The following is a 20,914-nucleotide window of genomic DNA, read 5'->3' on the forward strand; positions in this document are numbered from 1 at the left end:
TCTCCTCGAATCTCTATAACCGGTAGTGTCGAAGCGGTCGGTCTCCCCGGCCGATCCGGCGTCTGCGGGATACGACGCGAACGGTCTGCGCCGCAAACGGACACCGGCGGCTCAGCGACACCACCGCTCGACGCCTTGTATCACCACCAATAGGATTATTTCCAAACACTGTCAATCGGGACCGTCTTGCATACCAAGCTGACCGGAGGCGGTGACCTCGTCGGAGACTCGGCGTGGCGGGTCGTAACTATCGCGGCCGCGTGGTTGCTGCTCCTGTTCGTCGGTGCGTACCTGATCACCCCGGCCAGTATCCTCACGCTGATGATGACCGATCTCGATATCACCGAGACCACGGCCGCCGCACTCGTCTCGATGCCACAGGTGGCCGCGACGGTGATCGGTATTCCCGTTGGGATCTATCTCGATCGCGTCGAGACCCGTGCGGTTATCCCCGCGGCGGCGGCCGTCCTCCTCGTCGGCAGCGTCGGCGACTGGTTCGCCGCGAGCGAGGGGACCGTCTCGCTGCTGATCGCGTCGCGACTGTTCGCAGGCGTCGGAATGTTCGTTCTCTGGGTCGTCAGTATCAACGTCGGGTCGAGGACGTTCCCACCCGACAGGCGGGCGACGGCGACGTCGGTGATCATCTCGGGATATCCCGCCGGGTACGCGCTCGGACAACTCGGTGCGCCGCGCCTCGCCGAGGTCGTCGCCTGGCCGGGGGTGTTCCCCGTCTTCGGCGGCGCGGTCTTCGCGATGTCGCTCGCGCTCTCCGTCGCGGTCGGGCGGGTCGGCGGGTTCCGGGCGGCCACGGCCCCGGACCCGATAACACTGGTCGGCTTCAAGCGGGTGCTGAGAAACCGGAACGTGTGGATGATCGTCGCCGTCACGGGCCTCGGCTACTCGCTGTATATGGTGTTTAACTCGTGGATGCCGACGTACATCACCCGTCAGTTCGGTGTGTCGCTGGCGGAGAGCGGCGCGTTCGTCGCGCTGTTTCCCGCGGTCGGGATCCTCGCTCGGCCGACGGGCGGATGGCTGTCGGACACGGTGTTCGCCCGGCGACGGCGGCCCGTCTTCGCCGCCTCGTTCGTCGGCGCCACCGTGCTCTCGGTCCTCATGTACTACAGCACGACTATCGCGGTACTCGTCGCGACGCTCGTCCTCGCAGGGGTGTTCCTCCAACTGCAGATCGGGCTCATGTACCAGTCAATTCAGGAGTTCGTTGCCCCGAGCGCCGCCGGAACGGCCGTTTCGATCGCGAGCGTGGCCGGGTGGGCGGCGTCGTTCGTCGCGCCCGTCGTGGCCGGCAAACTGATCGCCACCGCGGGCACCGACGCCGTCCTGTTCGCGCTCGCGGTCGGCCTCGGCGTGACGGGAGCGCTCACCGTCTGGCGGATGGCCGAGTCCGGCACCGCCGCGACGCCGGTCTGATTACGTCCTTCGCGTTCGGCAGTCGATTTTGATCGGTTCCGAATCGGTCAGAACAGGGACCGCGAGATACGACGCGCGGAGACGAATCGTTCGATAGAATCCGCCTCCGCACCCGAAATCAGGGGGTTAACAAATGCGGACGATGCGTTTTGATCGGCGAAACGGCCCGATAATCGCCACATTGCGCCGGTGTGGGTGGAGCGGTATAGAGTGCTATCGAGTAGAATGTGGTGCGTTTCTCGTGGAGATCGAGGTCCGTCTTTCCGGCGTGCTTCGCCGCGACGTTGGCGGACGGGATCATGTGTACTCAGACACGGTCAAGCGAAGCGAAGGAACGGGCGCGACGGGATCCTCGCGAGCGAAACGAAGTGAGCGAGCGAGGGTCAGCCGTGCCCGTATCGGACGCAGTGAGATACGGGCACGGCGGGATTCGAACCCGCGATCGAGAGGTTAGGAACCTCTCGCCCTGTCCGCTAGGCCACGCGCCCAACGCGGCGGAGAAAACGTCGCAGCGGGGATCGGTCGGCGTCGCCGAGCAGGTCTACGCGCTCGTCTCTTTCTCGGTTTCGAGGTCCTCGAGGTCCTCGTCCTCGTCGACCGTCGAGTCCGCGCTAACGGTCGACTCCTCGTCGTCTCCCTGCATCTGTTTCAGTTCGTCCTCGACCTCCTCGCGTCCCTTCTTGAACTCGCCCATCGCTTGGCCGGTCGACCGAGCGAGCTTCGGAATCTTGTTCGCCCCGAACAGAAGGACCAGCACGAGCAGGATGATGAGGAGCTCCGGGCCCGCCGGGATGCCGCCGATCAGTGGAGTCGGAATTGCCATCTCTGTCCCGGAGTAACCCTCTTGCGACTATAGTCTTTTTGCCTCGGTGAGCCGACGCCGAGTCGTCGTTAGGCGGGCAACGCGTCCATAATCCCGCCTTCGCGGGAAGTCGGTCGACGAACGCCGAAACCGTGATACCCGCGCGGCGCAACCGGGAGGTATGACGACAGTCGGCGACGACGCCCCCGACTTCACCGCCCCGCTCGTTGACGGCGACATCGAATCGTTCCGGCTTGGCGACCGCCTCGGCGACGAGCCCGTGGTGCTCGCCTTCTTCCCGGCCGCCTTCTCGAACACCTGCACCGACGAGATGGAAGCGCTCCGGGACGGCTTCGACCGCGACGACTGCACCCTGCTCGGCGTGAGCACCGACCTCCCGCACGCGCTCGCGGCCTATCGGACGCAGTACGACCTCCCGTTCGCGCTCGTGGGCGACCCCGACCACCGCGCGATCGAGGCGTACGACGTGGTCGAGTCGTTCGACCGCTACGGCGTCGACGCGGTCGCGCAGCGGGCCGTCTTCGTGATCGACGGCGACGGCGTCGTGACCTACCGCTGGCTCGCGGAGCACGCGGGACAGGAGCCGGACTACGACGCGCTCGACGAGGCGGTCGCCGAGGCGGCGTAGGTCACCTCAGACCGCGTCGCGGAGGTCCGCCAGCGCCTCCGGGTTCTCCATCGAGGAGAGGTCGCCGGGGTCCTCGTCGTTATAAACCGACTCGATCGCGCGCCGGATGATCTTCCCGGACTGCGTCTTCGGGAAGGCGTCGACGAAGAGCAGTTCGCGCGGCCGGAACGGTTTCCCGTGTTCCTCGCCGACCAGCTCGCGAAGCTCCTCGCGGAGCCCGTCGCCCGGTTCGACGTCGGGTTCGAGGACGACGTAGGCGACCACCGCGGTGCCGGTCGTATCGTCCGGGACGCCCACCGCGGCCGCTTGATTGACGGCGTCGTGGTCGATGAGCACGCCCTCGATCTCGGCCGGGCCGACCTTCCGCCCGGCGACGTTCAGGGCGTCGTCGGCGCGGCCGTGGAGGAACCAGAACCCGTCGTCGTCCTTCTGCGCGAAGTCGCCGTGGTCCCAGAGGTCGTCCCACGTCGACCAGTACTCGTTCAGGTAGCGCTCGTCGCCGGACCACAGCGACTTCGTCATCGACGGGCAGGAGTCGCGGGCGACGAGGTAGCCGCGCTCCCCCTCGTCCCGGACCGACTCGCCGGTCTCGTCGACGATGTCGATGTCCATCCCGAGCCCCGGTCCCCCGAGCGTGCAGGGCTTCAGCGGCTGGTTCGGCATCGGCATCAGGAAGCAGCCGCAGATCTCGGTGCCGCCGGAGATGTTGATTATCGGGCAGTCGCCGCCGCCGACCGCGTCGTAGAACCACCGCCACGACTCCGGGTCCCACGGCTCGCCGGTGGAGCCTAAGATTCGGAGCGATGAGAGGTCGTGGCCCTCGACCCACTCGTCCCCGTGCTTGCGGAGCGCGCGGATCGCGGTCGGCGAGATGCCGAACTGCGTGATCGAGTGCCGGTCGATCAGCTCCCAGAAGCGGTCCGGCTCGGGATGGTCGGGCGCGCCCTCGTACATCACCACGGTCCCGCCGAACGCGTGGTTCCCGATCAGCGTCCACGGCCCCATCATCCAGCCGATGTCGGAGACCCAGAAGAACCGGTCCGCCGGCTTCTGGTCGAAGCCGAAGTGGATCTCCTTGGCGCACTGGGTGAGGACGCCCGCGTGGGTGTGAACGATCCCCTTCGGCTCGCCCGTCGTCCCCGAGGAGTACAGCAGCATGGACTCCTGGTCGCTCGGGAGCCGCTTCGTCTCGTAGTCGGTCGATCGCGACGCGACCGCCTCCCCCCAGGTGACGTCGCGGTCGGCGTCCCACGGGACCGGCTCGACGCCACCGCCGTCGCCCCCCGCCGACTCGGCCGCCGGCGTCGCGCCCAATCGGTCGTACACCACGGTGTGTTCGACGTGGCCCGCGTCCGCGATCGCCTCGTCGGCGGTCCCCTTCAGCCGGACCTCGCTCCCGCGGCGGTAGAAGCCGTCGCCGGTGAACAGGACCGACGGCTCCGCGTCGGCGATCCGGGTCGCCGTCGCCTCGGTCCCGAACCCGGAGAAGATCGGCACCGCGATCGCGCCGACTTTCAGGCAGCCGTAGAGGATCGAGACGACCTCGGGCACCATCGGCATGTACAGGGCCACGGTGTCCCCGGTCTCGACGCCGACCGACTCCAGGTAGTTGGCGACGCGGTCGGTCTGGCGGGCCAGCTCGTGGAAGGTGACCTCCCGGACGTCGCCGGGCTCGCCCTCCCAGATCAGCGCGACCCGGTTCCGGTTCGGCGAGTCGACCGCGGCGTGTCTGTCGACGACGTTGTGCGCGACGTTGATCTCGCCGCCGGGGTACCAGTCGGTGAACTGGGGGCCGTCGCTGTCGTCACCGGACTGCGTCCGGTTGCCCGCGGAGCTCCGCTCCGCGCTGTCACGAACCGCGTCGTACTCCGTGTAGAAGTCGATGTCGAGGTAGTCGACGACCTCGTCCCAGAACCAGTCGACGCCGGACGCCGGTTCGCCCGGGAGCTCCGAGGTGGTGCGTTCGATGAGCGCCTCGTAGTCGTCGATGTCGTACTCGCGCATGAACGCGGCGACGTTCGTCGACTCCGCGAACGCCTCGCTCGGCTCGTGCACGACCTCGTCTATCCCCTCGTACTCGTCCATCTCGTCCGGCCGTTTTCGCGGTAACGGTAAGTAATTTTCCTGAAATTCGCGCCACCGCGGTTCCACGCACTCGCCCGCGACCGCCGCCGTGGTCGCTGTCGCGGTCGTCGCCGCGAGGAGTTCGCGTCGGCGCATGAGAACGCGATCGGCGCCGCGAGAGTTGAACCCCGGACACGCGAGCGTCGGGAGGCCCTGCGGGCTCTGACAGAGGGAGAAGCGGTCGACCCCGGTCGACGCGGCCGGGAAGATCGGGGACCTACTCGGTCTCGACCGGGACGTCGGCGACGGGATCGGCCTCGTCCGCGGCGGCCTCCGCGTCGGCGTACACCGACTTGGGAACGATGTCCACGGAGGCGACCTCGTCGTCCGGGTCCAGGTTCATCACGATAACGCCCTTCGTGTTTCGGCTCACGGTGGATATCTCCTCGACGCGGGTCCGCATGATCTGGCCGTCGCCGCTCATCGCGACCAGGTGGTCGCCGTAGGTGACCGCCTCGATGGCGACGACCTCGCCGTTGCGGTCGCCGGTCTTGATGTCGATCAGCCCCTTCCCGTTGCGGGACTGGAGGCGGTACTCGTCGAGGTCGGAGCGCTTCCCGTAGCCGTTCTCCGTGACGGTGAGCACCCAGTTATGGTACGCGTCGTCGATGGCGGCCACGCCGGCGACCGCGTCGCCCTCGCGGAGGTCGATCCCGATCACGCCGCGGGCGGTCCGGCCCATCGCCCGGGCCTCCGACTCGTCGAAGCGGATCGCCATCCCGTTCCGGCTCCCGATGACGATGTCCGTGTCGCCGTCGGTCACCTCGACGTCGACGAGCTCGTCGCCGTCCTCCAGCCGGATCGCGCGGATCCCCGTCGACCTGATGTTCCCGAACTCGTCGACGGCGGTCCGCTTGATGTACCCGTCGCGGGTGACCATCGTGAGGAACTCGTCGTCGTCGAGGTCGTCGGTGTTCACCACCGCCTCGATCTCCTCGCCGCCGTCGAGGTCGAGGAGGTTGACCGCGGACTTCCCCCGGGCGGTCCGGGACATCTCCGGGATTTCGTACGTCTTCAGCTCGTAGATCTGTCCGCGGTTGGTGAAGACGAGCAGGTAGTCGTGGGAGTTCGCGGCGAACACGGAGGAGACCCTGTCGCCCTCCTTCAGGCCGGTGCCGATGATCCCCTTACCCCCGCGGTTCTGCGCCCGGAAGGTGTCGAGCGACATGCGCTTGATGTAGTCGTCCTCGCTCATCACGACGACGCACTCCTCCTCCGGAATGAGGTCCTCGTGGGTGACGTCGCCGACGTCCTCGATGAAGCTCGTGCGGCGCTCGTCGCCGTACTCCGCCTTCATGTCGTTCAGCTCGTCGACGATCACGGCGTCGAGCTCGTCGGGGTCGGCGAGGATCGTCTCCAGCCGCTCGATGCGGGCGGTGACGTCCTCGTACTCCGACTCGATCTCCTGCGTCTCCATCGAGGTGAGCGAGCCGAGCTGCATGCGGACGATGTGCGCCGCCTGGGCTTCGCTGAACTCGTACTCCGCCTCCAGCGCGGCCTTCGCGGCGTCGCGGTCGTCGGAGTTCTGGATCGTCTCGACCACGTCGTCGACCTGTTCGAGCGCCTTCAGTCGGCCTTCGAGGATGTGCGCGCGGTCCTCTCGCTCCGCGAGCTCGTGCTCTGAGCGGCGGCGCACCACCTCGCGGCGGTGCTCGACGTAGTGTTCGAGCGTCTCCTTCAGGTCCAGCACCTGCGGCGAGCCGTCGACCAGCGCGAGGTTGATGACGCCGAAGGTGCGTTCGAGGTGGCTCTCTAACAGCTGGTTCTTGACGACCTCCGCCATCGCGTCGCGCTTGAGCTCGACGACGATGCGCATCCCGTCGCGGTCGGACTCGTCGCGGAGGTCGCGGATCCCCTCGATCGCGCCCTCGTTGACGTCCTCGGCGATGCGCTCGACGAGCCGGGACTTGTTCTGCTGGAATGGGAGCTCCGAGATGACGATCCGGCCCTCCTCCTCCATGACCTCGAACTCGGCGCGGACGCGAACGCGACCGCGACCCGTCTTGTACGCCTTATGAACCGCGTTCCGCCCGACGATGTTCGCGCCGGTCGGGAAGTCCGGTCCCTTGACGTGTTCCATCAGGTCCTCGACGGCCGACTCCGGGTTCTCGATCAGTTCGACCGTCGCGTCGACGACCTCGCCGAGGTTGTGCGGCGGGATGTTCGTCGACATCCCCACCGCGATCCCCGAGGAGCCGTTGACGAGGAGGTGCGGCACCGCCGACGGCAGCACCTCCGGCTCTTCGAGCCGGTCGTCGTAGTTGGCGGTGAAGTCGACCGTGTCGCGCTCGATGTCGGCCAGCAGCTCCTCGGCGATGGGGGCCATCCGGGCCTCCGTGTACCGCATCGCCGCCGGCGGGTCGCCGTCGACGGAGCCGAAGTTCCCCTGCCCGTCGACGAGGGGGTACCGCATCGAGAAGTCCTGGGCCATCCGCGCGAGCGTGTCGTAGATGGCGCTGTCGCCGTGCGGGTGGTAGTCACCCATCGTCTCGCCGACGATGGAGGAGGACTTCCGGTGCGAGGAGTTGCTCGTGACGCCCGCCTCGTGCATCGCGAAGAGGATGCGCCGGTGGACGGGTTTGAGCCCGTCGCGGACGTCGGGGAGCGCGCGGCCGGCGATGACCGACATCGCGTAGTCGATGTACGACTGCTCCATCTCGTCCTCGATGCGGGCGTTCGTCACCTGTGCGGCGCGGACGTCGTCGGGGTTCGCGTCGGGTACGTCGGAGCTCATATGTCCACCCACTCGGCCTCTGTCGCGTGTTCCTTGATGAACTGCTTCCGCGGCTCGACCGCGTCGCCCATCAGCACGTTGAACATGCGGTCCGCCGCGGCCGCGTCGTCGATGTTGATCTGTTTGAGGATGCGATTTTCCGGGTCCATCGTCGTGTCCCACAGCTGGTCGGGGTTCATCTCGCCGAGGCCCTTGAACCGCTGGACCTGATCCGGGTCGCCGTCGCACTTCTCCTCGACGATCCGGTCGCGCTCCGCCTCCGTCATCGCGTCGTACGTCTCGCCGCGGTAGCGGACGCGGTAGAGGGGCGGCTGGGCGGCGTACACGTAGCCCGCCTCCAGCAGGGGCTTCATGTGGCGGTAGAGGAGCGTAAGGAGCAGGGTCCGGATGTGTGCGCCGTCGACGTCGGCGTCAGTCATCAGGATGATCTTGTTGTACCGCGCGTCCTCGATGTCGAACTCCTCGCCGATCCCCGCGCCGATCGCGGTGATCAGCGCGCGGATCTCGTCGTTCTCAAGGATGCGGTCGAGCCGGTGTTTCTCGACGTTGAGGATCTTCCCCTTGAGCGGGAGGATCGCCTGGTTCTCGCGGTTCCGGCCCTGTTTGGCGCTATTATGAACAAAGACCCCAGATTCGAGAGCAAAGTTGTGGGTACCGGGGACTTCGAGATCGTACACGTCTTCGGTCTCTTCGAGCGGTTCCACAGACGCAACCGAGTGGTTGTGTGTCTGTACGGCCTCGATCAACGCGGTTTCATCCTCGAAGAACTTCTCTATCGTCGTCGATTTCGTGAGGGTGTTCGGTCCTCCCTCTACCTGCCTACGTTCGTCGTAGTTCTCTAGGTCGCCCTCGTCTTCGAGAACCGTTTTCATGAACGGGATCGTGTGCTCGAAGTACGTCTGGTTGTACGCCTCCATGCGCTGTTCTCTGAACTCTTCGTCCCACTGTTCCTCCGTCTTCTTGCTCCGCCAGTCGCGTAGCTCCTCGTCATCCCACTGTTCGTTCGCGTCTTTTCGACGCGTTTCCACTGCCTCCGGGTTATTTTCATAATACTCTTCGACTCGCTCGGACTGTTCTTCTCGGTGAGATTCGTCTGCCCAGTACTGCCGAGCCTCCTCGGTGAGACGCTCACGAACCCGCTCCCTGTACTCGGGATGCGTCTCGTAGTACTCCCGCCACGCGTCCCGCATTTTCTCACGGTACTCTTCGTCTTCCCACTGCTTTTTCGCCTGCTCCCGGAGGACCTCTACTGTCCCCTCTCGCTGCATGCGATCGCTCATCTTCTCACGGAACTCCTCGGTCCGTTTGAGCTCCCGAAGTTTCTCGAACACCTCTTCCGTGTGCAGCGTTCGTTCCGCGTGTTCGCGGTGTAACTGCATGTGCTCGTCTTCCGGGAGCCGCTCGATGTTGTCCGGGCGGTTGTTTCGTTTGTCGAAGTCGACGTGGTGTTTGTGTTCTCCGTCAGCTTCGGCGTACCGACCGCGTTCCAGATTGTACCGATCTGCGAGGAGATGGGTGAATTCCCAGAAATCCCGCATTATCGGCTGTTTCACCATCTCGTAGCCGTCAATCGTGATATTCTCCTCGTCGGTATCCGATGTCTTTCGGTACAACGGCATAAGCGACTGTCCGTCTTCGAGATGCTGAGCCTCACGGTAGCTCCCATCTCTGAGCATGAACTGGTGGTCAGGCGTACACCGTATCGTCTCGCCGTTATCAAGGGTGACTCGAACGAGATTTGCGTCTCGTTTCGTAACCCGAGGATTCGTCACTTGCTGGATCTCTATCTTACCGTCAGGTCCAACCGTGTAACAGTAGTGCGTCTCCCCGTCTTCGTGTTCATCGACCAGCGTCTCGAATGTGATCGACCGACCGGATGCGAGTGCGACTTCCGTGTCACCGGTAAAGCAGCCGCCCGCGGAGTCGCCCTCGACCACGAACAGCTCGGCCTCGGTGGGGTCGCGGGTCTGGCAGTCGGCGAGCTTCCCGGGCAGCGCGGTCGACTCCAGCGCCGACTTCCGGCGGGTGAGCTCCTCGGCCTTCTTCGCCGCCTTGCGCGCCCGCGCGGCCTCCGCGGCCTTGTGGACGACCTTCCGGGCGGTGTCGGGGTTCTCCTCGAAGAACGTGCCGAGCTTCTCGTGGGTCGCGGACTCGACGATGCCGCGGACCTCGCTGTTGCCGAGCTTCGTCTTCGTCTGCCCCTCGAACTGCGGGTCGGGGTGTTTCACGGAGATGACCGCGGTGAGCCCCTCGCGGACGTCCTCGCCCTTGAGGTTCGCGTCGAGGTCGTTGACGAGCCCGTGCTCGTTGGCGTAGTCGTTGACGGTCCGGGTGAGGGCCGTCTTGAACCCGGTGAGGTGGGTGCCCCCCTCGCGGGTGTTGATGTTGTTCGCGAACGCGTGGACGGAACCCTGCAGCTCCTCGGTCGCCTGCATCGCGACCTCGACGTGGATGTCCTGGTCCTCGTCCGCGAAGTAGATAACCTCGTCGTGGATCGGCGTCCGCGCCTCGTTGAGGTAGCCGACGAACTCGCGGATGCCGCCGTCGTAGAGGAACGTCTGCTCGTCGCCCGCGTCGGCGGCGTCGCCGTCCGCGTCGCGCTCGTCCGCGAGCGTGATGGCGACGCCGGAGTTGAGGAACGCCAGCTCGCGCAGGCGGCTGGCGAGCGTCGAGAACTCGAAGTCGCCCGTCTCGAAGATGTCGCCGTCGGGCCAGAAGCGGATGTACGTCCCCGTGTCCTCGCCCTCGTCCATGTCGCGGACGCGCTCGAACGCGCCCTCGACGGGCTCGCCGCGGGCGAACTCGTGGCGGTAGACGCCGCCGTCGCGTTTTACCTCGACTTCCAGCCGCTCCGAGAGGGCGTTGACGACGCTGACGCCGACCCCGTGGAGGCCGCCGGAGACCTGGTAGGACTTGGAGTCGAACTTCCCGCCGGCGTGGAGGACGGTCATGATCACTTCGAGCGCCGGCCGGTCGTACTTCTCGTGGGTGTCGACGGGGATGCCCCGCCCGTCGTCGCTGACGCTGACGGAGCCGTCCCCGTGGATCGTGACGGTGATCTCGTCGCAGTAGCCCGCGAGGGCCTCGTCGATAGAGTTGTCGACGACCTCGTAGACGAGATGGTGCAATCCTCGACCGTCCGTGGATCCGATATACATCGCCGGACGTTTACGGACGGCCTGGAGGCCTTCGAGGACCTGTATCTGGCCGGCTCCGTATTCACTCTGCTCTGACATAGAACTTGCCTGATTTAGTCAGTGCCGGCTTATAAACCCGGCGCACGCGCACGCGGGCGTGCGGAGGCGACGGGCGCGGACGAGAGTCAAGGCGGTCCGGTGCGTGCGCACGGGTCACTCCGCCCCGCCAGCCCCGCCGGGACGCGTTTGACTTCCTCCCCGCCCTGAAGGGCGAGGATTCCTCCGGTGGGATGTTGGCTATGCCGTACCCACGGAGGCAACGTTCCCGTTGCCGGTACTCTGGTTTGTGCGCTCCTCGTTGGGACTTTCCCTCTCGGGAGAGTGTGGTGTCTCTGACCAGTTGTGGTCGTCCCACTTGAGGCGCACGGGCCGAGCCATCGACCCAACTTCGAGTTCGCAAGCCTGCTGTTCGAGGAATGTCCGGGACGCACACAGATCGGCGTGTGCTTCGTGGCCGCACGGACATCGGAACACGTCGCCGTCGCGATCGGTACCCTCTTGTTCGCCACACACCGGGCACGTTCGGGTTGTATTGGCTTCTGACTGCACCTCAATACTGATGCCGTATTCCTCGGCTGTGTACGATAAGCGATCGATGAACGCCCGAAAGGCCCAGAACTGGTGAGTCTTTGCGTTCACTTCAGCACACCAGTGCGCCGAGAGAACATCCGTGAGGTCGCCGACGTACACTGTCTTGACACCGTCGGCGTAGAGCTGTTCCATCAGGTCCCGGGCTAGTGCCTCCTGTGCGTGGTCGCGCCGCCGTGTCCGTTTCTGATACAGCTGCCGAATTCGGTTGCTACTGTATCGCCCCTCACGGAGCTTCGACTGTAATCGGGCAATTTCGTCGGTCGTCTCGCGGAAGCGATCAAACAGGTCGCGGCCCTCGTAGAGGTACTGCTGGCCGGTCGTCGTTGTACAGGCGATGAGATTGTTTGCGCCCACGTCCAGTGCGGCTTCTTCCGAAGCCAGTGGTGAATCCTGTTGTGAATCAGGTACGGTAACAGGCTGAAAAGCCCTGAACGTGTCGTCTATCTCGTCGTACTGTATCTCCAAACGACCTTGTTCGCCGTCCCACTTCGGGTCGCCAGCGACTTCAAGACGGAGGCGACCAGTGTGGTCGTATTCGTCCTTCAGAGCGGACCCGACTGGGATCTCGATTCGTGACCGATCGCCGGTTTCCAGTGTATACAAGTCGTTCCGGATGAACGTGCGTAGTTCTCGTCCATCATCTTCGTTGCCCCAGTATCCGGGGGGCGAGGGACGTTCATCACGGTCGCCGTTGTGCCAGTCGTCTAGGGCGGCAAAAAACGAGTTCCACGCAGACTTGTTTTTCCGGATCACTTGCTGTGCGGTTCCAGAGCCGGTCACATCGACATACTGCTTGCGGTAGTCAGCAGTGTCCCACACTGATTCGCCGTCGAAGAATTGCTGGCGACGCTCGTAATTGAGCTCGTTCCACAGGCTCGCAGAGGCGTCCAACAGATCCAACAGTAGCCGCTCGTCGTCGTCGGAGAGCGGGCGTACCGCGAACGTGTTGGTTCGCCTCACGACAACAGACATTTGTAGTCCTACGTCTATATGTCTTTTGGACACAAACAATGCGACCGAATATCAACATTTCACACACCCTGAACGGCCGCGTGAAAGACTACGCTGAAGATCAAGACGTGAGTCTTGAAGAAGCCTACCGAGAAATTATCGAAGCAGGATTGGAAGCGGTGGAACATCCAGACGCATCGTAGCACGTCGGTTGTGGCATTGTGCTGTCGCTTGGACCCCGCCCTGAAGGGCGAGGCTTCCGCTTGCTATCCGTCAGCGCTCGTCGAGGAACGCGCTCGCGCGCTCGACGACGGACGCGCGGAACCGGGCGACGTCGACTCCGGCCGGACCGCTCTCGCCGTCCCCGAACCGGAGGGGCGTCTCCCGGGCGACCGCCTCGACGGTCAGGTCCGCGAGCCGGTCGACCGTCGCCGGCTCTCCGCGCCGTTCGAGGGCCGCGACGACCCGGTCGAACCGCTCCCGTCCGGCGTGGACCGCGGCGAGTTCGTCGGGGTCGGGAGGGTCCGTGGCCCGGTCGCCTCTCGCGCGGCCGTCTCCCGCGCCGTCGCCGCCGTCGCTCGGCCCCCTCGAGATCTTCACGCGTCCGCCGCGCTTGTTCCGGACGACGACGCCGGCCGCCGGGCCGTCGCGCCACGCCGACGCCGGGACCGCGTATCCCTCGGGGTCGAAGTCGCGCGCGTTCACCTCGCGCGCCACCGCGTTTACCGGGGCGAGCCCGACCCCCTCGAAGATCGCCGCGGCGGCGTCCGGCGGCCGGAACGCCCCGTCCTCCTGACTCTCTCCGTTCCCCTCGCGCTCTCTGTCACCCCCACTCTCTCCGTTCCCCTCGCGCTCTCCGTCCGCGCCCGTCCACACGTCGGTGCCGAGGAACGGCGGGATCCGGTCCCAGTCGTAGTCGGTCCCGCAGCGGTGGGTGGCGACCCCGAAGAACGTCACGCCGGCGGGGTCGGCGACGGCCCGCCGGAGCGCCTCGCGGTCGAACCGATCGCGGGCGTGCCGGACCGCGGGTCGGACCGCGGGCGGGACCGCGTCGAGGTCGTCGTACACCGCCTCCGGACCGCCGAACCGGAGGAGTCCGGACTCGTCCATGCGGAACCGGAGCCCCGTTCCGTCGATCAGTTCGAGGAGCCAGAGGTGGCCCTCGAGGAGGCCGTCGGGCGGGTCCGCGTCGTCGAGGTCCGGGAGCGGTGGGAACCGGCGCATGGTGTGTCGGTCGGGCGACCGGCCTGAGACTCCGACCCGCAGCGGGTTGGCTCTTTGGGAGACCGCGAGGGGCGCCGTCGGTCCGTCGCCGACCCCGCCGGCGCGTCGCCCGGGCCCACAGCTACAAGCGGCCGCCTGCCGTACCGACTCGCGATGCTACCGATCGCGGACTCCTTCGAGCACGACTACCGCGGCTGTGAGATCCTGTACGGACGCGGCCGCGCGAGCGAGCTGAGCGCGGTCCTCGCCGACCGGGGGCTCGGGGACGCGCTCGTCGTCTGCGGCGCCAACGTCGGCGCCAACGACGACCTGATGGACCGGATCCGCGGGGGGCTCGACGACCGACTCGCCGGCGTCTTCGACGGGACGACCCCCGACAAGCGCGTCGAGACGGCGTACGACCTCCTCGACAAGCGGGCCGAGGTGGGCGCGGATACCCTCGTCGCGGTCGGCGGCGGCAGCAGCCTCGATATCGCCCGGCAGGCGGCGCTACTCGACGTCGACGACCGCGACCTCGCCGAGCTCCGCGACGACGCGGCGGAAGGCCCCGACGCGCTCGGGTCGCTCGCGCCCGGGTCCGACCCCTCGCTCCCGGTCGTGGTGATCCCGACGACGTTCGCCGGCGCGGACCTCTCGACGGGCGGCTCGCTGGAGGTGCTCCCGGCCGACGAGTCGCCCACGGGCCAGCCGCTGACCGTCAGCGGCGACGGACCGATGCCGGTCGTCGACCTCGCCGACCCGGCGCTGTTCGAGACGACGCCGTCGTCGGCGCTCGCGGGGTCGGCGATGAACGGCTTCGACAAGGGGATCGAGACGCCGTACGCGCGGGACGCGACGCCCGTGAGCGACGCGGCCGCGGTCCACGGGCTACGGCTCCTCTCCGACTCGCTCCCGCGGGTCGCCGGCGATCGGCCGGAGACCGAGGCCGCCGCGGACCGGGCCGTGGTCGGCGCGCTGCTCGTCCAGCTCGACCGCCGGATCTCGGTGATACACGCGTTCGGCCACGGGTTCGCGCGCCGCTACGACGTCCAGCAGGGCGACGTCCACGCGGCCGTCGCCCCCCACGTCCTCGCGTACCTCTTCGACGAGGTCGACGCGAGCCGCCGAGCGCTCGCCGCCGGGCTCGGCGTCGACGTCGACGGGCGCGACGACGACGCGATCGCGGAGGACGTCGTCGACGCCGTCGCCGCGATCCGCGGCGCGCTACCGGTGCCCGAGCGCCTCCGCGATCTGCCGGCGACGGCGGAGGGCGATCTCCCCGCGATCGCCGAGTACGTCGCCGACGACTGGTGTATGGACCGGGCGCCCGAGGAACTCGACGCGACGCCGGAGGCGATCGAGGGCGTGTTGCGCTCGGCGTGGTGACCGGGCGGAGGGCCCGATTTCGGCCGGCCTGACCGCGGCCGGAGGGTTCGGCGTGTCTCTCCCCGCTCAGCGACCGCGATACCGACCCGCGGCGACGGCCGCGGCGAGGAGCGCGAGGACCGCGGCGACGACGCCGAAGCCGGGAGCGCCGTCGTCGGTGTCGCCGGAGCCGTCGTCTCCGGTATCGTTCGAACCGTTCGCGCTCGGATCGGCCTCGTCCGCGGTCTCGACGCCCTCGACCGTCGCCGGGTCGGACTCGACGCCTCCGTCGCTCGCGACGATCGTCCGGTCTCCGGCGGACGAGATCGGCACCTCGATCTCCCCGCGGGCGTCGGTCTCGCCGACGTCCTCGCCGTCGACCTCGACCGTGGCGCCGGCCACCGGCTCGTCGTACGCGTTCAGCACGGTCACGCGCGTCGTCTCGCCGACGAGCACGCGGTCGTTCGCCGGGGTGACGGACAGCGCGGGGGTCCGCTGGGCCGTGGCGTTCACGCTCCTCGGGGACTCTCGCACCCGGACTCGCTCGGGCGAGGGGTCGTACCCGTCCGTGACGACCTCGACCGTGTACGCCGCGTTCACGGGCACGTTGAGCGAGGCCGTTCCCTCGGTCACGGTCACCTCCCCTTCGAACACCGACGACGTCACCCGGACCGACCCGCTCTCGATCGGCTCGGGCGGGTCGAAGTGGTCGTCGAGGGCGCGGACGTCGAGCGTCACGGTCCCCCGCTCGATCGCGATCGTCGTCTCCGTGTTCAGCGACACCGTGACCTCGCGCTCCGTCTCGTAGTACCCCGGCTTCACGACCGTGACGTTGTACGTGCCCCGCTCAAGGCGAGCCGTCTCGTAGGTCCCGTCCGATCCGGTCTCGCCGCGGTCGACGGACCGCCCGTCCTCGCGGACGGTCACCCTCGCGTCGGCCTGCGATCGATTCTGGTCGTCGAGGACCGTCACCGTCGCGGTCCCGCTCCGGGTGACGCCGAGGTCGATCTCCGCCGCGCTCGCGTTCTCGACCTCGAGCGGCCTGTTTCTGACGTAGGTGTCGTCGTCCACGTCCAGCTCCACGCTCGATCCCTCGGGGACGTCGAGGAGCACGTTCCCGTTGCTCGCCGTCGTGCCCGTCGCGGTCCCCGTCTCTCCCGAGTCGGTCTCCCACTCGGCCTCGACGGTCGCCCCGCCGACTGCGTCGCCGTCCTGGTCGGCGACCGAGACGGTGAGCGTCACCTGATCCTGACCGACTGCGCCGCCGGTGGCGACGACCGCGACGAGCAGTACCGCGGCTCCGACGAGGACCAAGCGTGCGACGTTCATGTGAGACATACTAAACATTGCCGTCATATATTGGTATGGGCCGCTTACCGGTTTCTGACCGCGGACGTGTGCCCGATTTCGAGGGGACTCCCCGCTTCTGACCGACGAGCGAGGTCGCGGTGCCTCGCGCCGGTCGAGCCGGGAGTGACGTCGCGGACGGACCGCCCGCGACCCCGACTCCGCCGTATTCAAATACGCGCGCGAAGACCAACGGATATGGAGCAGATCGACGACCAGTACGCGCCCGCGGACGTCGAGTCGGCGGTCGACGACTACTGGGACGACGTGGACGCCTACGAGGCGGCGAAGGAGGCGCACGCCGACGACCCGCCCTTCTTCTTCGTGGACGGGCCGCCGTACACCTCCGGGCAGATGCACCTCGGCACGGCGTGGAACAAGACGCTGAAGGACGCGATCATCCGCCACAAGCGGATGACCGGCCACCGCGTCACCGACCGACCGGGCTACGACATGCACGGGCTCCCGATCGAGGTGAAAGTCGAGGAGGAACTCGGCTTCGAGAACAAGCGGGACATCGAGGAGTACGGGATGGAGGCGTTCATCGAGAAGTGCAAGGAGTTCGCCTTAGAGAACCGCGCGGCGATGGACGAGGACTTCAAGTCCATCGGCGTCTGGATGGACTGGGAGGACCCGTACGAGACCATCTCGCCGGAGTACATGGAGGCCGCGTGGTGGGCGTTCTCCGAGGTCGCCGACAACGGGCTCGTCGAGCAGGGGAAACGCTCCATCTCGCAGTGCCCGCGGTGCGAGACCGGGCTCGCCAACAACGAGGTCGAGTACGAGGACGTCGAGGACCCCTCCGTCTACGTGAAGTTCCCGCTCGCCGACCGCGAGGGGAGCCTCGTCATCTGGACGACGACGCCGTGGACGATCCCCGCGAACACCTTCGTCGCCGTCGACGAGGAGCTCGCGTACAACGCCGTCCGCGCCGAGAAGGACGGCGAGGAGGAGCTGCTCTACGTCGCCGAAGAGTGCGTCGAGGACGTGCTCGGAGAGGGGCGCTACGAGGAGTACGAGGTCGAGGCCGAGCTGACGGGCGAGGATCTCGTCGGCTGGGCGTACGATCACCCGCTCGCCGACCACGTCGCCGAGTACCCCGACTCCGAGGGCGCCGGGCGGGTGTACGCCGCCGACTACGTGGAGGCCGACCGCACCGGGCTCGTCCACTCCGCGCCGGGCCACGGTGAGGAGGACTTCCACCGCGGCACGGAGCTGGGACTCGATATCTACTGTCCGGTCGGCCCCAACGGCGAGTTCACCGAGGCGGCCGGCGAGTACGCGGGCCAGTTCGTGCGCGACGCCAACGACGACATCGTCGCGGACCTCGTCGCCGACGGCCACATGCTCGCGCACGGCACCGTCGACCACAGCTACGGCCACTGCTGGCGCTGTGACACCGGGATAATCCAGCTGGTCACCGACCAGTGGTTCATCTCGATCACGGACGTGAAGGAGGACCTCCTCGACAACATGGAGGAGTCCGAGTGGCATCCGCAGTGGGCGCGGGACAACCGGTTCCGCGACTTCATCGAGGACGCCCCCGACTGGAACGTCTCCCGCCAGCGCTACTGGGGGGTCCCGATCCCCATCTGGGTGCCCGACGACGCCGAGGCGGGGAACCTCGACGAGGACATGATCGTGGTCGGCACCCGCGAGGAGCTCGCCGAGCGCGTCGAGGAGGACGTCGACCCCGGGGCGATCGACCTCCACCGCCCCGCTGTCGACGACCTGACCATCGTCGAGGACGGCGTCACGTACCGCCGCGTCGAGGACGTGTTCGACGTGTGGCTCGACTCGTCGGTCGCCAGCTGGGGCACGCTCGGCTACCCGTCCGAGGAGGAGGCCCACGACGAGCTGTGGCCCGCCGACCTCATCGTCGAGGCGCACGACCAGACCCGCGGCTGGTTCTGGTCGCAGCTCGGCATGGGCACCGCCGCGGTCGGCGAGATCCCCTACGAGGAGGTGCTGATGCACGGCTTCGCCAACGACGAGGACGGGCGCAAGATGTCGAAGTCGGTCGGCAACATCGTCACCCCGGAAGAGGCGATCGAGCGCGCCGGTCGCGACCCGCTCCGCACCTACCTGCTCTCCCACGACCAGCAGGGGGTCGACCTCGCGTTCGAGTGGGACGGGCTCGGCGAGCTGCAGGGGAAGCTCAACATCCTCTGGAACGTGTTCCGCTTCCCGCTGGAGTACATGGAGCTCGACGGCTACGACCCCGCCGAGGCCGACCTCGCCGACGGCGAGCTGGAGCTCGTCGACGAGTGGGTGCTCTCTCGGCTCCAGTCGGTCGAGACCGAGGTGACCGAGGCGTGGGCCGACTACCGCGTCAGCGACGCGGTCAACGCGGTGATCGAGTTCGTCACCCAAGACGTCTCGCGCTTCTACGTGAAGGCCGTCCGCGACCGGATGTGGGAGGAGGCGGACTCCGCCTCGAAGCGGGGCGCCTACGCGACGCTCGCGACCGTCCTCGACGAGGTGATCCGGCTGCTCGCGCCGATCGCGCCGTACCTGACCGAGCGGATGTACCAGACGCTCGACGGCTCGGCGACCACGGTCCACCAGCTCGACTACCCCGAGCCCGACGACGGGCTCCGCGACCCCGAGCTGGAGCGCGACGTGGCCGTCCTCCGCGACGTCGAGGAGGCCGCCGCGAACGCCCGCCAGCAGGCGGGCCGGAAGCTCCGCTGGCCCGTGCCGCGCGTCGTCGTCGAGAGCGGCGACGACGAGGTGACCGCCGCCGTCGAGCGTCTGTCCGACCTGATCGGCGAGCGCGTCAACGCCCGCGAGGTGACCGTCACCGACGCGTTCGACGAGCTCGTCGAGACCGCCGAGCCGCAGATGGCCGAGATCGGTCCCGCCTTCGGCGCCGACGCCCAGAAGGTGATGGACGCGGTGCAGGGCGCGACGCGCGCGGCGGTCGAGGGCGGCGCGGTGGCCGTCGACGGCGAGCCCGTCGACCTCGACGACGCGATGGTCGAGTACGTCGCCGAACCCCCGGAGAACGTCTCCGGCGTCGACTTCGACGGCGGCACCGTCTACGTCGACACCTCGCTCACCCCCGAGATCGAGTCGGAGGGGTACGCCCGCGACGTGATCCGTCGGATTCAGGAGATGCGCAAGGAGCTCGACCTCGACGTCGAGGCCCGGATCCGGGTCGGCGTCGCCGTCGACGACGACCGGATCGCCGGCTTCGTCGACGAGCACGCCGACCTGATCGCCGGCGAGGTGCGCGCCGACGAGTGGCTCGACGAGCCGAGCGACGCCGCCGAGACCGACGGGCTCGTCGAGGAGTGGGACGTCGAGGACGTCGTCGTGACGATCGGAATCGAGCCGGTCGCGTAGGGGAACTGCCGGTTTCGAGCCCGTCAGTCGCGCGGCAGACGGACCGGCCGCGGAACTGATCGCGCTTTTCGTTCGTCCCGCCGTTGGCGTGGTATCAATTCACATCCCGAAACCTATAGGTGAGTTCTTTACTTATGGTAATCTATGCATGTCCGGGCGGCCCGGCCCGACGACGCGGAGGCGCTGCGAACGGCGGTCTCGCGAGCGCGCGAGGCGACCGTCTTCGACGACATCGGATCCCCGCTCTTGGACGTGTCCGCCGCCGGCGTCCGCGAGGCCGCCGCCGAGGCGGAGTGGTCGTTCCTGATGGAGAACGACGACGGCCCCGTCGGCGTCGCCATCGCGCACCCCGACGCGCAGGGGCCCGAAGCCGAGCTGCTCGCGCTGTGGGTCCACCCGAGCCACGCCGGAGAGGGCGTCGCCGCCGAGCTCCTTTCGCGGGTCGCGTCCTCGCTGGGTCGCCACGACGTCGACACGCTTCGGGCGAGCGTCCCCGCCGACAGCCCGGGCGCACAGGAGTTCTTCGCCGCCCACGGGTTCAGTCCCCGAGGCACTCGCCGCGGCCCCGCCGGCGACGAGTCGGTCGTCGTCGCCGACGCGGGCGAGCTGGCGTGACGCCGGCGGCGCGGAACTAAGTGGTCTCCGCACCCGTTTCGAGTCGTCACTGAATGCCCTCCGTCGACCCCGGCCTGATTACCCTCGCCGCGCTCGGTGTCGCGTTCGCGCTCGTCGCCCTCGCCAGCCTCCGGCCCGCGAGCCGGTTCCGTCGCCTGTACGGGGTGGACGACGCCGACAATGCGGGCGCGCGGGCCAACGCCGCCGTGCTCGGGGGCACCGGGGCGTTCCTCGTCGCCCTCGCTGCGGCGATCGCGCTGGGCGTTCCCGATCGGACCGTCGCGGTCGGCGCGCTCGGCGTCGCCGCCGTCGGAACGGTCGCGCTCGGGTGGCTCGTCCGCTACCGCGACCGGCGCGACCTCCTGACGACGCCGGACGTGAGCCGCGAGCGAGCCCGGCGGCTCGGCGGCGCGGCGATATGGGCCGGCCTCCTGCTCTGTCTCCCGCTCGTCGGGGTACTCCTCGGAGCCAGCGAGGCGTCGATCGTCGTCGCGGCGCTGGGCGGGAGCGTCGTAACGCTCCTCCTCGTCGCGCTCGCGTATCGGTAGCGTCGGCCG

The 20,914-nt window shown here is 67.7% G+C and carries 13 protein-coding genes and 1 tRNA gene; 6 read left to right on the forward strand and 8 right to left on the reverse strand.

Features of this window, described 5'->3' with window-relative positions; translation table 11 throughout:
• Nucleotides 1-186: 186 nt before the first annotated feature.
• The gene (locus DJ74_RS05330) at nucleotides 187-1,431 is read left to right on the forward strand and encodes a nitrate/nitrite transporter (RefSeq protein WP_241881496.1); all 1,245 of its coding nucleotides are present in this window, start codon (nucleotides 187-189) and stop codon (nucleotides 1,429-1,431) included.
• 415 nt (nucleotides 1,432-1,846) lie between these two features.
• On the opposite strand, the gene DJ74_RS05335 is transcribed toward DJ74_RS05330, so the two are convergent.
• Nucleotides 1,847-1,919: transfer RNA gene (locus DJ74_RS05335), tRNA-Arg, on the reverse strand.
• A 53-nt stretch (nucleotides 1,920-1,972) separates the two neighbouring features.
• Complete coding sequence (locus DJ74_RS05340; RefSeq protein ID WP_094526592.1) at nucleotides 1,973-2,254, reverse strand: twin-arginine translocase TatA/TatE family subunit; 282 nt, start codon at nucleotides 2,252-2,254, stop codon at nucleotides 1,973-1,975.
• A gap of 160 nt (nucleotides 2,255-2,414) precedes the next feature.
• On the opposite strand from DJ74_RS05340, the gene DJ74_RS05345 reads away from it, so the two are divergent.
• Nucleotides 2,415-2,882, forward strand: a complete 468-nt coding sequence (locus DJ74_RS05345; RefSeq protein ID WP_094526593.1) for a redoxin domain-containing protein — start codon at nucleotides 2,415-2,417, stop codon at nucleotides 2,880-2,882.
• Nucleotides 2,883-2,888: 6 nt separating this feature from the next.
• Here DJ74_RS05345 and DJ74_RS05350 read toward each other — a convergent pair whose 3' ends face one another.
• From DJ74_RS05350 to DJ74_RS05370, 5 genes are all read right to left on the reverse strand, one after another.
• Nucleotides 2,889-4,967, reverse strand: coding sequence for an AMP-binding protein (locus DJ74_RS05350; protein WP_094526615.1), 2,079 nt, complete (start codon nucleotides 4,965-4,967; stop codon nucleotides 2,889-2,891).
• A gap of 256 nt (nucleotides 4,968-5,223) precedes the next feature.
• Nucleotides 5,224-7,740, reverse strand: a complete 2,517-nt coding sequence (gene gyrA / locus DJ74_RS05355; RefSeq protein ID WP_094524534.1) for a DNA gyrase subunit A — start codon at nucleotides 7,738-7,740, stop codon at nucleotides 5,224-5,226.
• A complete protein-coding gene (gene gyrB, locus DJ74_RS05360) occupies nucleotides 7,737-10,976 on the reverse strand; it encodes a DNA topoisomerase (ATP-hydrolyzing) subunit B (RefSeq protein ID WP_094526594.1) in 3,240 nt (1,079 codons plus the stop codon). Before gyrB ends, gyrA begins: the two co-directional genes overlap by 4 nt.
• A 198-nt stretch (nucleotides 10,977-11,174) precedes the next feature.
• Nucleotides 11,175-12,500 (reverse strand): RNA-guided endonuclease TnpB family protein, encoded by a 1,326-nt coding sequence (locus DJ74_RS05365; protein WP_094526595.1) that lies wholly within the window; start codon nucleotides 12,498-12,500, stop codon nucleotides 11,175-11,177.
• Between the two features lie 252 nt (nucleotides 12,501-12,752).
• Nucleotides 12,753-13,703 (reverse strand): hypothetical protein, encoded by a 951-nt coding sequence (locus tag DJ74_RS05370; RefSeq protein WP_094526596.1) that lies wholly within the window; start codon nucleotides 13,701-13,703, stop codon nucleotides 12,753-12,755.
• A 153-nt stretch (nucleotides 13,704-13,856) separates the two neighbouring features.
• On the opposite strand from DJ74_RS05370, the gene DJ74_RS05375 reads away from it, so the two are divergent.
• Entirely contained in the window at nucleotides 13,857-15,068 is a 1,212-nt protein-coding gene (locus tag DJ74_RS05375) for an iron-containing alcohol dehydrogenase family protein (protein ID WP_094526597.1), read from the forward strand.
• Between the two features lie 66 nt (nucleotides 15,069-15,134).
• Here the strand turns inward: DJ74_RS05375 and DJ74_RS05380 are convergent, their stop codons facing one another.
• Entirely contained in the window at nucleotides 15,135-16,376 is a 1,242-nt protein-coding gene (locus DJ74_RS05380; RefSeq protein ID WP_094526598.1) for a carboxypeptidase-like regulatory domain-containing protein, read from the reverse strand.
• A gap of 216 nt (nucleotides 16,377-16,592) precedes the next feature.
• Between DJ74_RS05380 and ileS the strand changes: the two genes are divergently transcribed.
• The 3 genes from ileS (at nucleotide 16,593) to DJ74_RS05395 (ending at nucleotide 20,905) form a co-directional block, all read left to right on the forward strand.
• On the forward strand, nucleotides 16,593-19,742 hold the full coding sequence (gene ileS / locus DJ74_RS05385; RefSeq protein ID WP_094526599.1) for an isoleucine--tRNA ligase: 3,150 nt from the start codon (nucleotides 16,593-16,595) through the stop codon (nucleotides 19,740-19,742).
• A 144-nt stretch (nucleotides 19,743-19,886) separates the two neighbouring features.
• The gene (locus tag DJ74_RS05390) at nucleotides 19,887-20,357 is read left to right on the forward strand and encodes a GNAT family N-acetyltransferase (protein ID WP_094524541.1); all 471 of its coding nucleotides are present in this window, start codon (nucleotides 19,887-19,889) and stop codon (nucleotides 20,355-20,357) included.
• Nucleotides 20,358-20,410: 53 nt separating this feature from the next.
• Nucleotides 20,411-20,905, forward strand: a complete 495-nt coding sequence (locus DJ74_RS05395; protein ID WP_094526600.1) for a hypothetical protein — start codon at nucleotides 20,411-20,413, stop codon at nucleotides 20,903-20,905.
• The last annotated feature ends 9 nt before the right edge of the window (nucleotides 20,906-20,914 follow it).

Origin of the sequence: Halorubrum sp. Ea8, from assembly GCF_002252925.1 — an archaeon.
In the GTDB taxonomy this organism is placed as follows: Archaea; Halobacteriota; Halobacteria; order Halobacteriales; family Haloferacaceae; genus Halorubrum.

What these genes read in the sequence shown, in the direction of transcription:
- DJ74_RS05340 (WP_094526592.1), bottom strand. Translation starts at nt 2,254, where the DNA reads ATGGCAATTCCGACTCCACTGATCGGCGGCATCCCGGCGGGCCCGGAG.
- DJ74_RS05345 (WP_094526593.1), top strand. Translation starts at nt 2,415, where the DNA reads ATGACGACAGTCGGCGACGACGCCCCCGACTTCACCGCCCCGCTCGTT.
- DJ74_RS05350 (WP_094526615.1), bottom strand. Translation starts at nt 4,967, where the DNA reads ATGGACGAGTACGAGGGGATAGACGAGGTCGTGCACGAGCCGAGCGAG.
- gyrA (WP_094524534.1), bottom strand. Translation starts at nt 7,740, where the DNA reads ATGAGCTCCGACGTACCCGACGCGAACCCCGACGACGTCCGCGCCGCA.
- gyrB (WP_094526594.1), bottom strand. Translation starts at nt 10,976, where the DNA reads ATGTCAGAGCAGAGTGAATACGGAGCCGGCCAGATACAGGTCCTCGAA.
- DJ74_RS05365 (WP_094526595.1), bottom strand. Translation starts at nt 12,500, where the DNA reads ATGTCTGTTGTCGTGAGGCGAACCAACACGTTCGCGGTACGCCCGCTC.
- DJ74_RS05370 (WP_094526596.1), bottom strand. Translation starts at nt 13,703, where the DNA reads ATGCGCCGGTTCCCACCGCTCCCGGACCTCGACGACGCGGACCCGCCC.
- DJ74_RS05375 (WP_094526597.1), top strand. Translation starts at nt 13,857, where the DNA reads ATGCTACCGATCGCGGACTCCTTCGAGCACGACTACCGCGGCTGTGAG.
- DJ74_RS05380 (WP_094526598.1), bottom strand. Translation starts at nt 16,376, where the DNA reads ATGAACGTCGCACGCTTGGTCCTCGTCGGAGCCGCGGTACTGCTCGTC.
- ileS (WP_094526599.1), top strand. Translation starts at nt 16,593, where the DNA reads ATGGAGCAGATCGACGACCAGTACGCGCCCGCGGACGTCGAGTCGGCG.
- DJ74_RS05390 (WP_094524541.1), top strand. Translation starts at nt 19,887, where the DNA reads ATGCATGTCCGGGCGGCCCGGCCCGACGACGCGGAGGCGCTGCGAACG.
- DJ74_RS05395 (WP_094526600.1), top strand. Translation starts at nt 20,411, where the DNA reads ATGCCCTCCGTCGACCCCGGCCTGATTACCCTCGCCGCGCTCGGTGTC.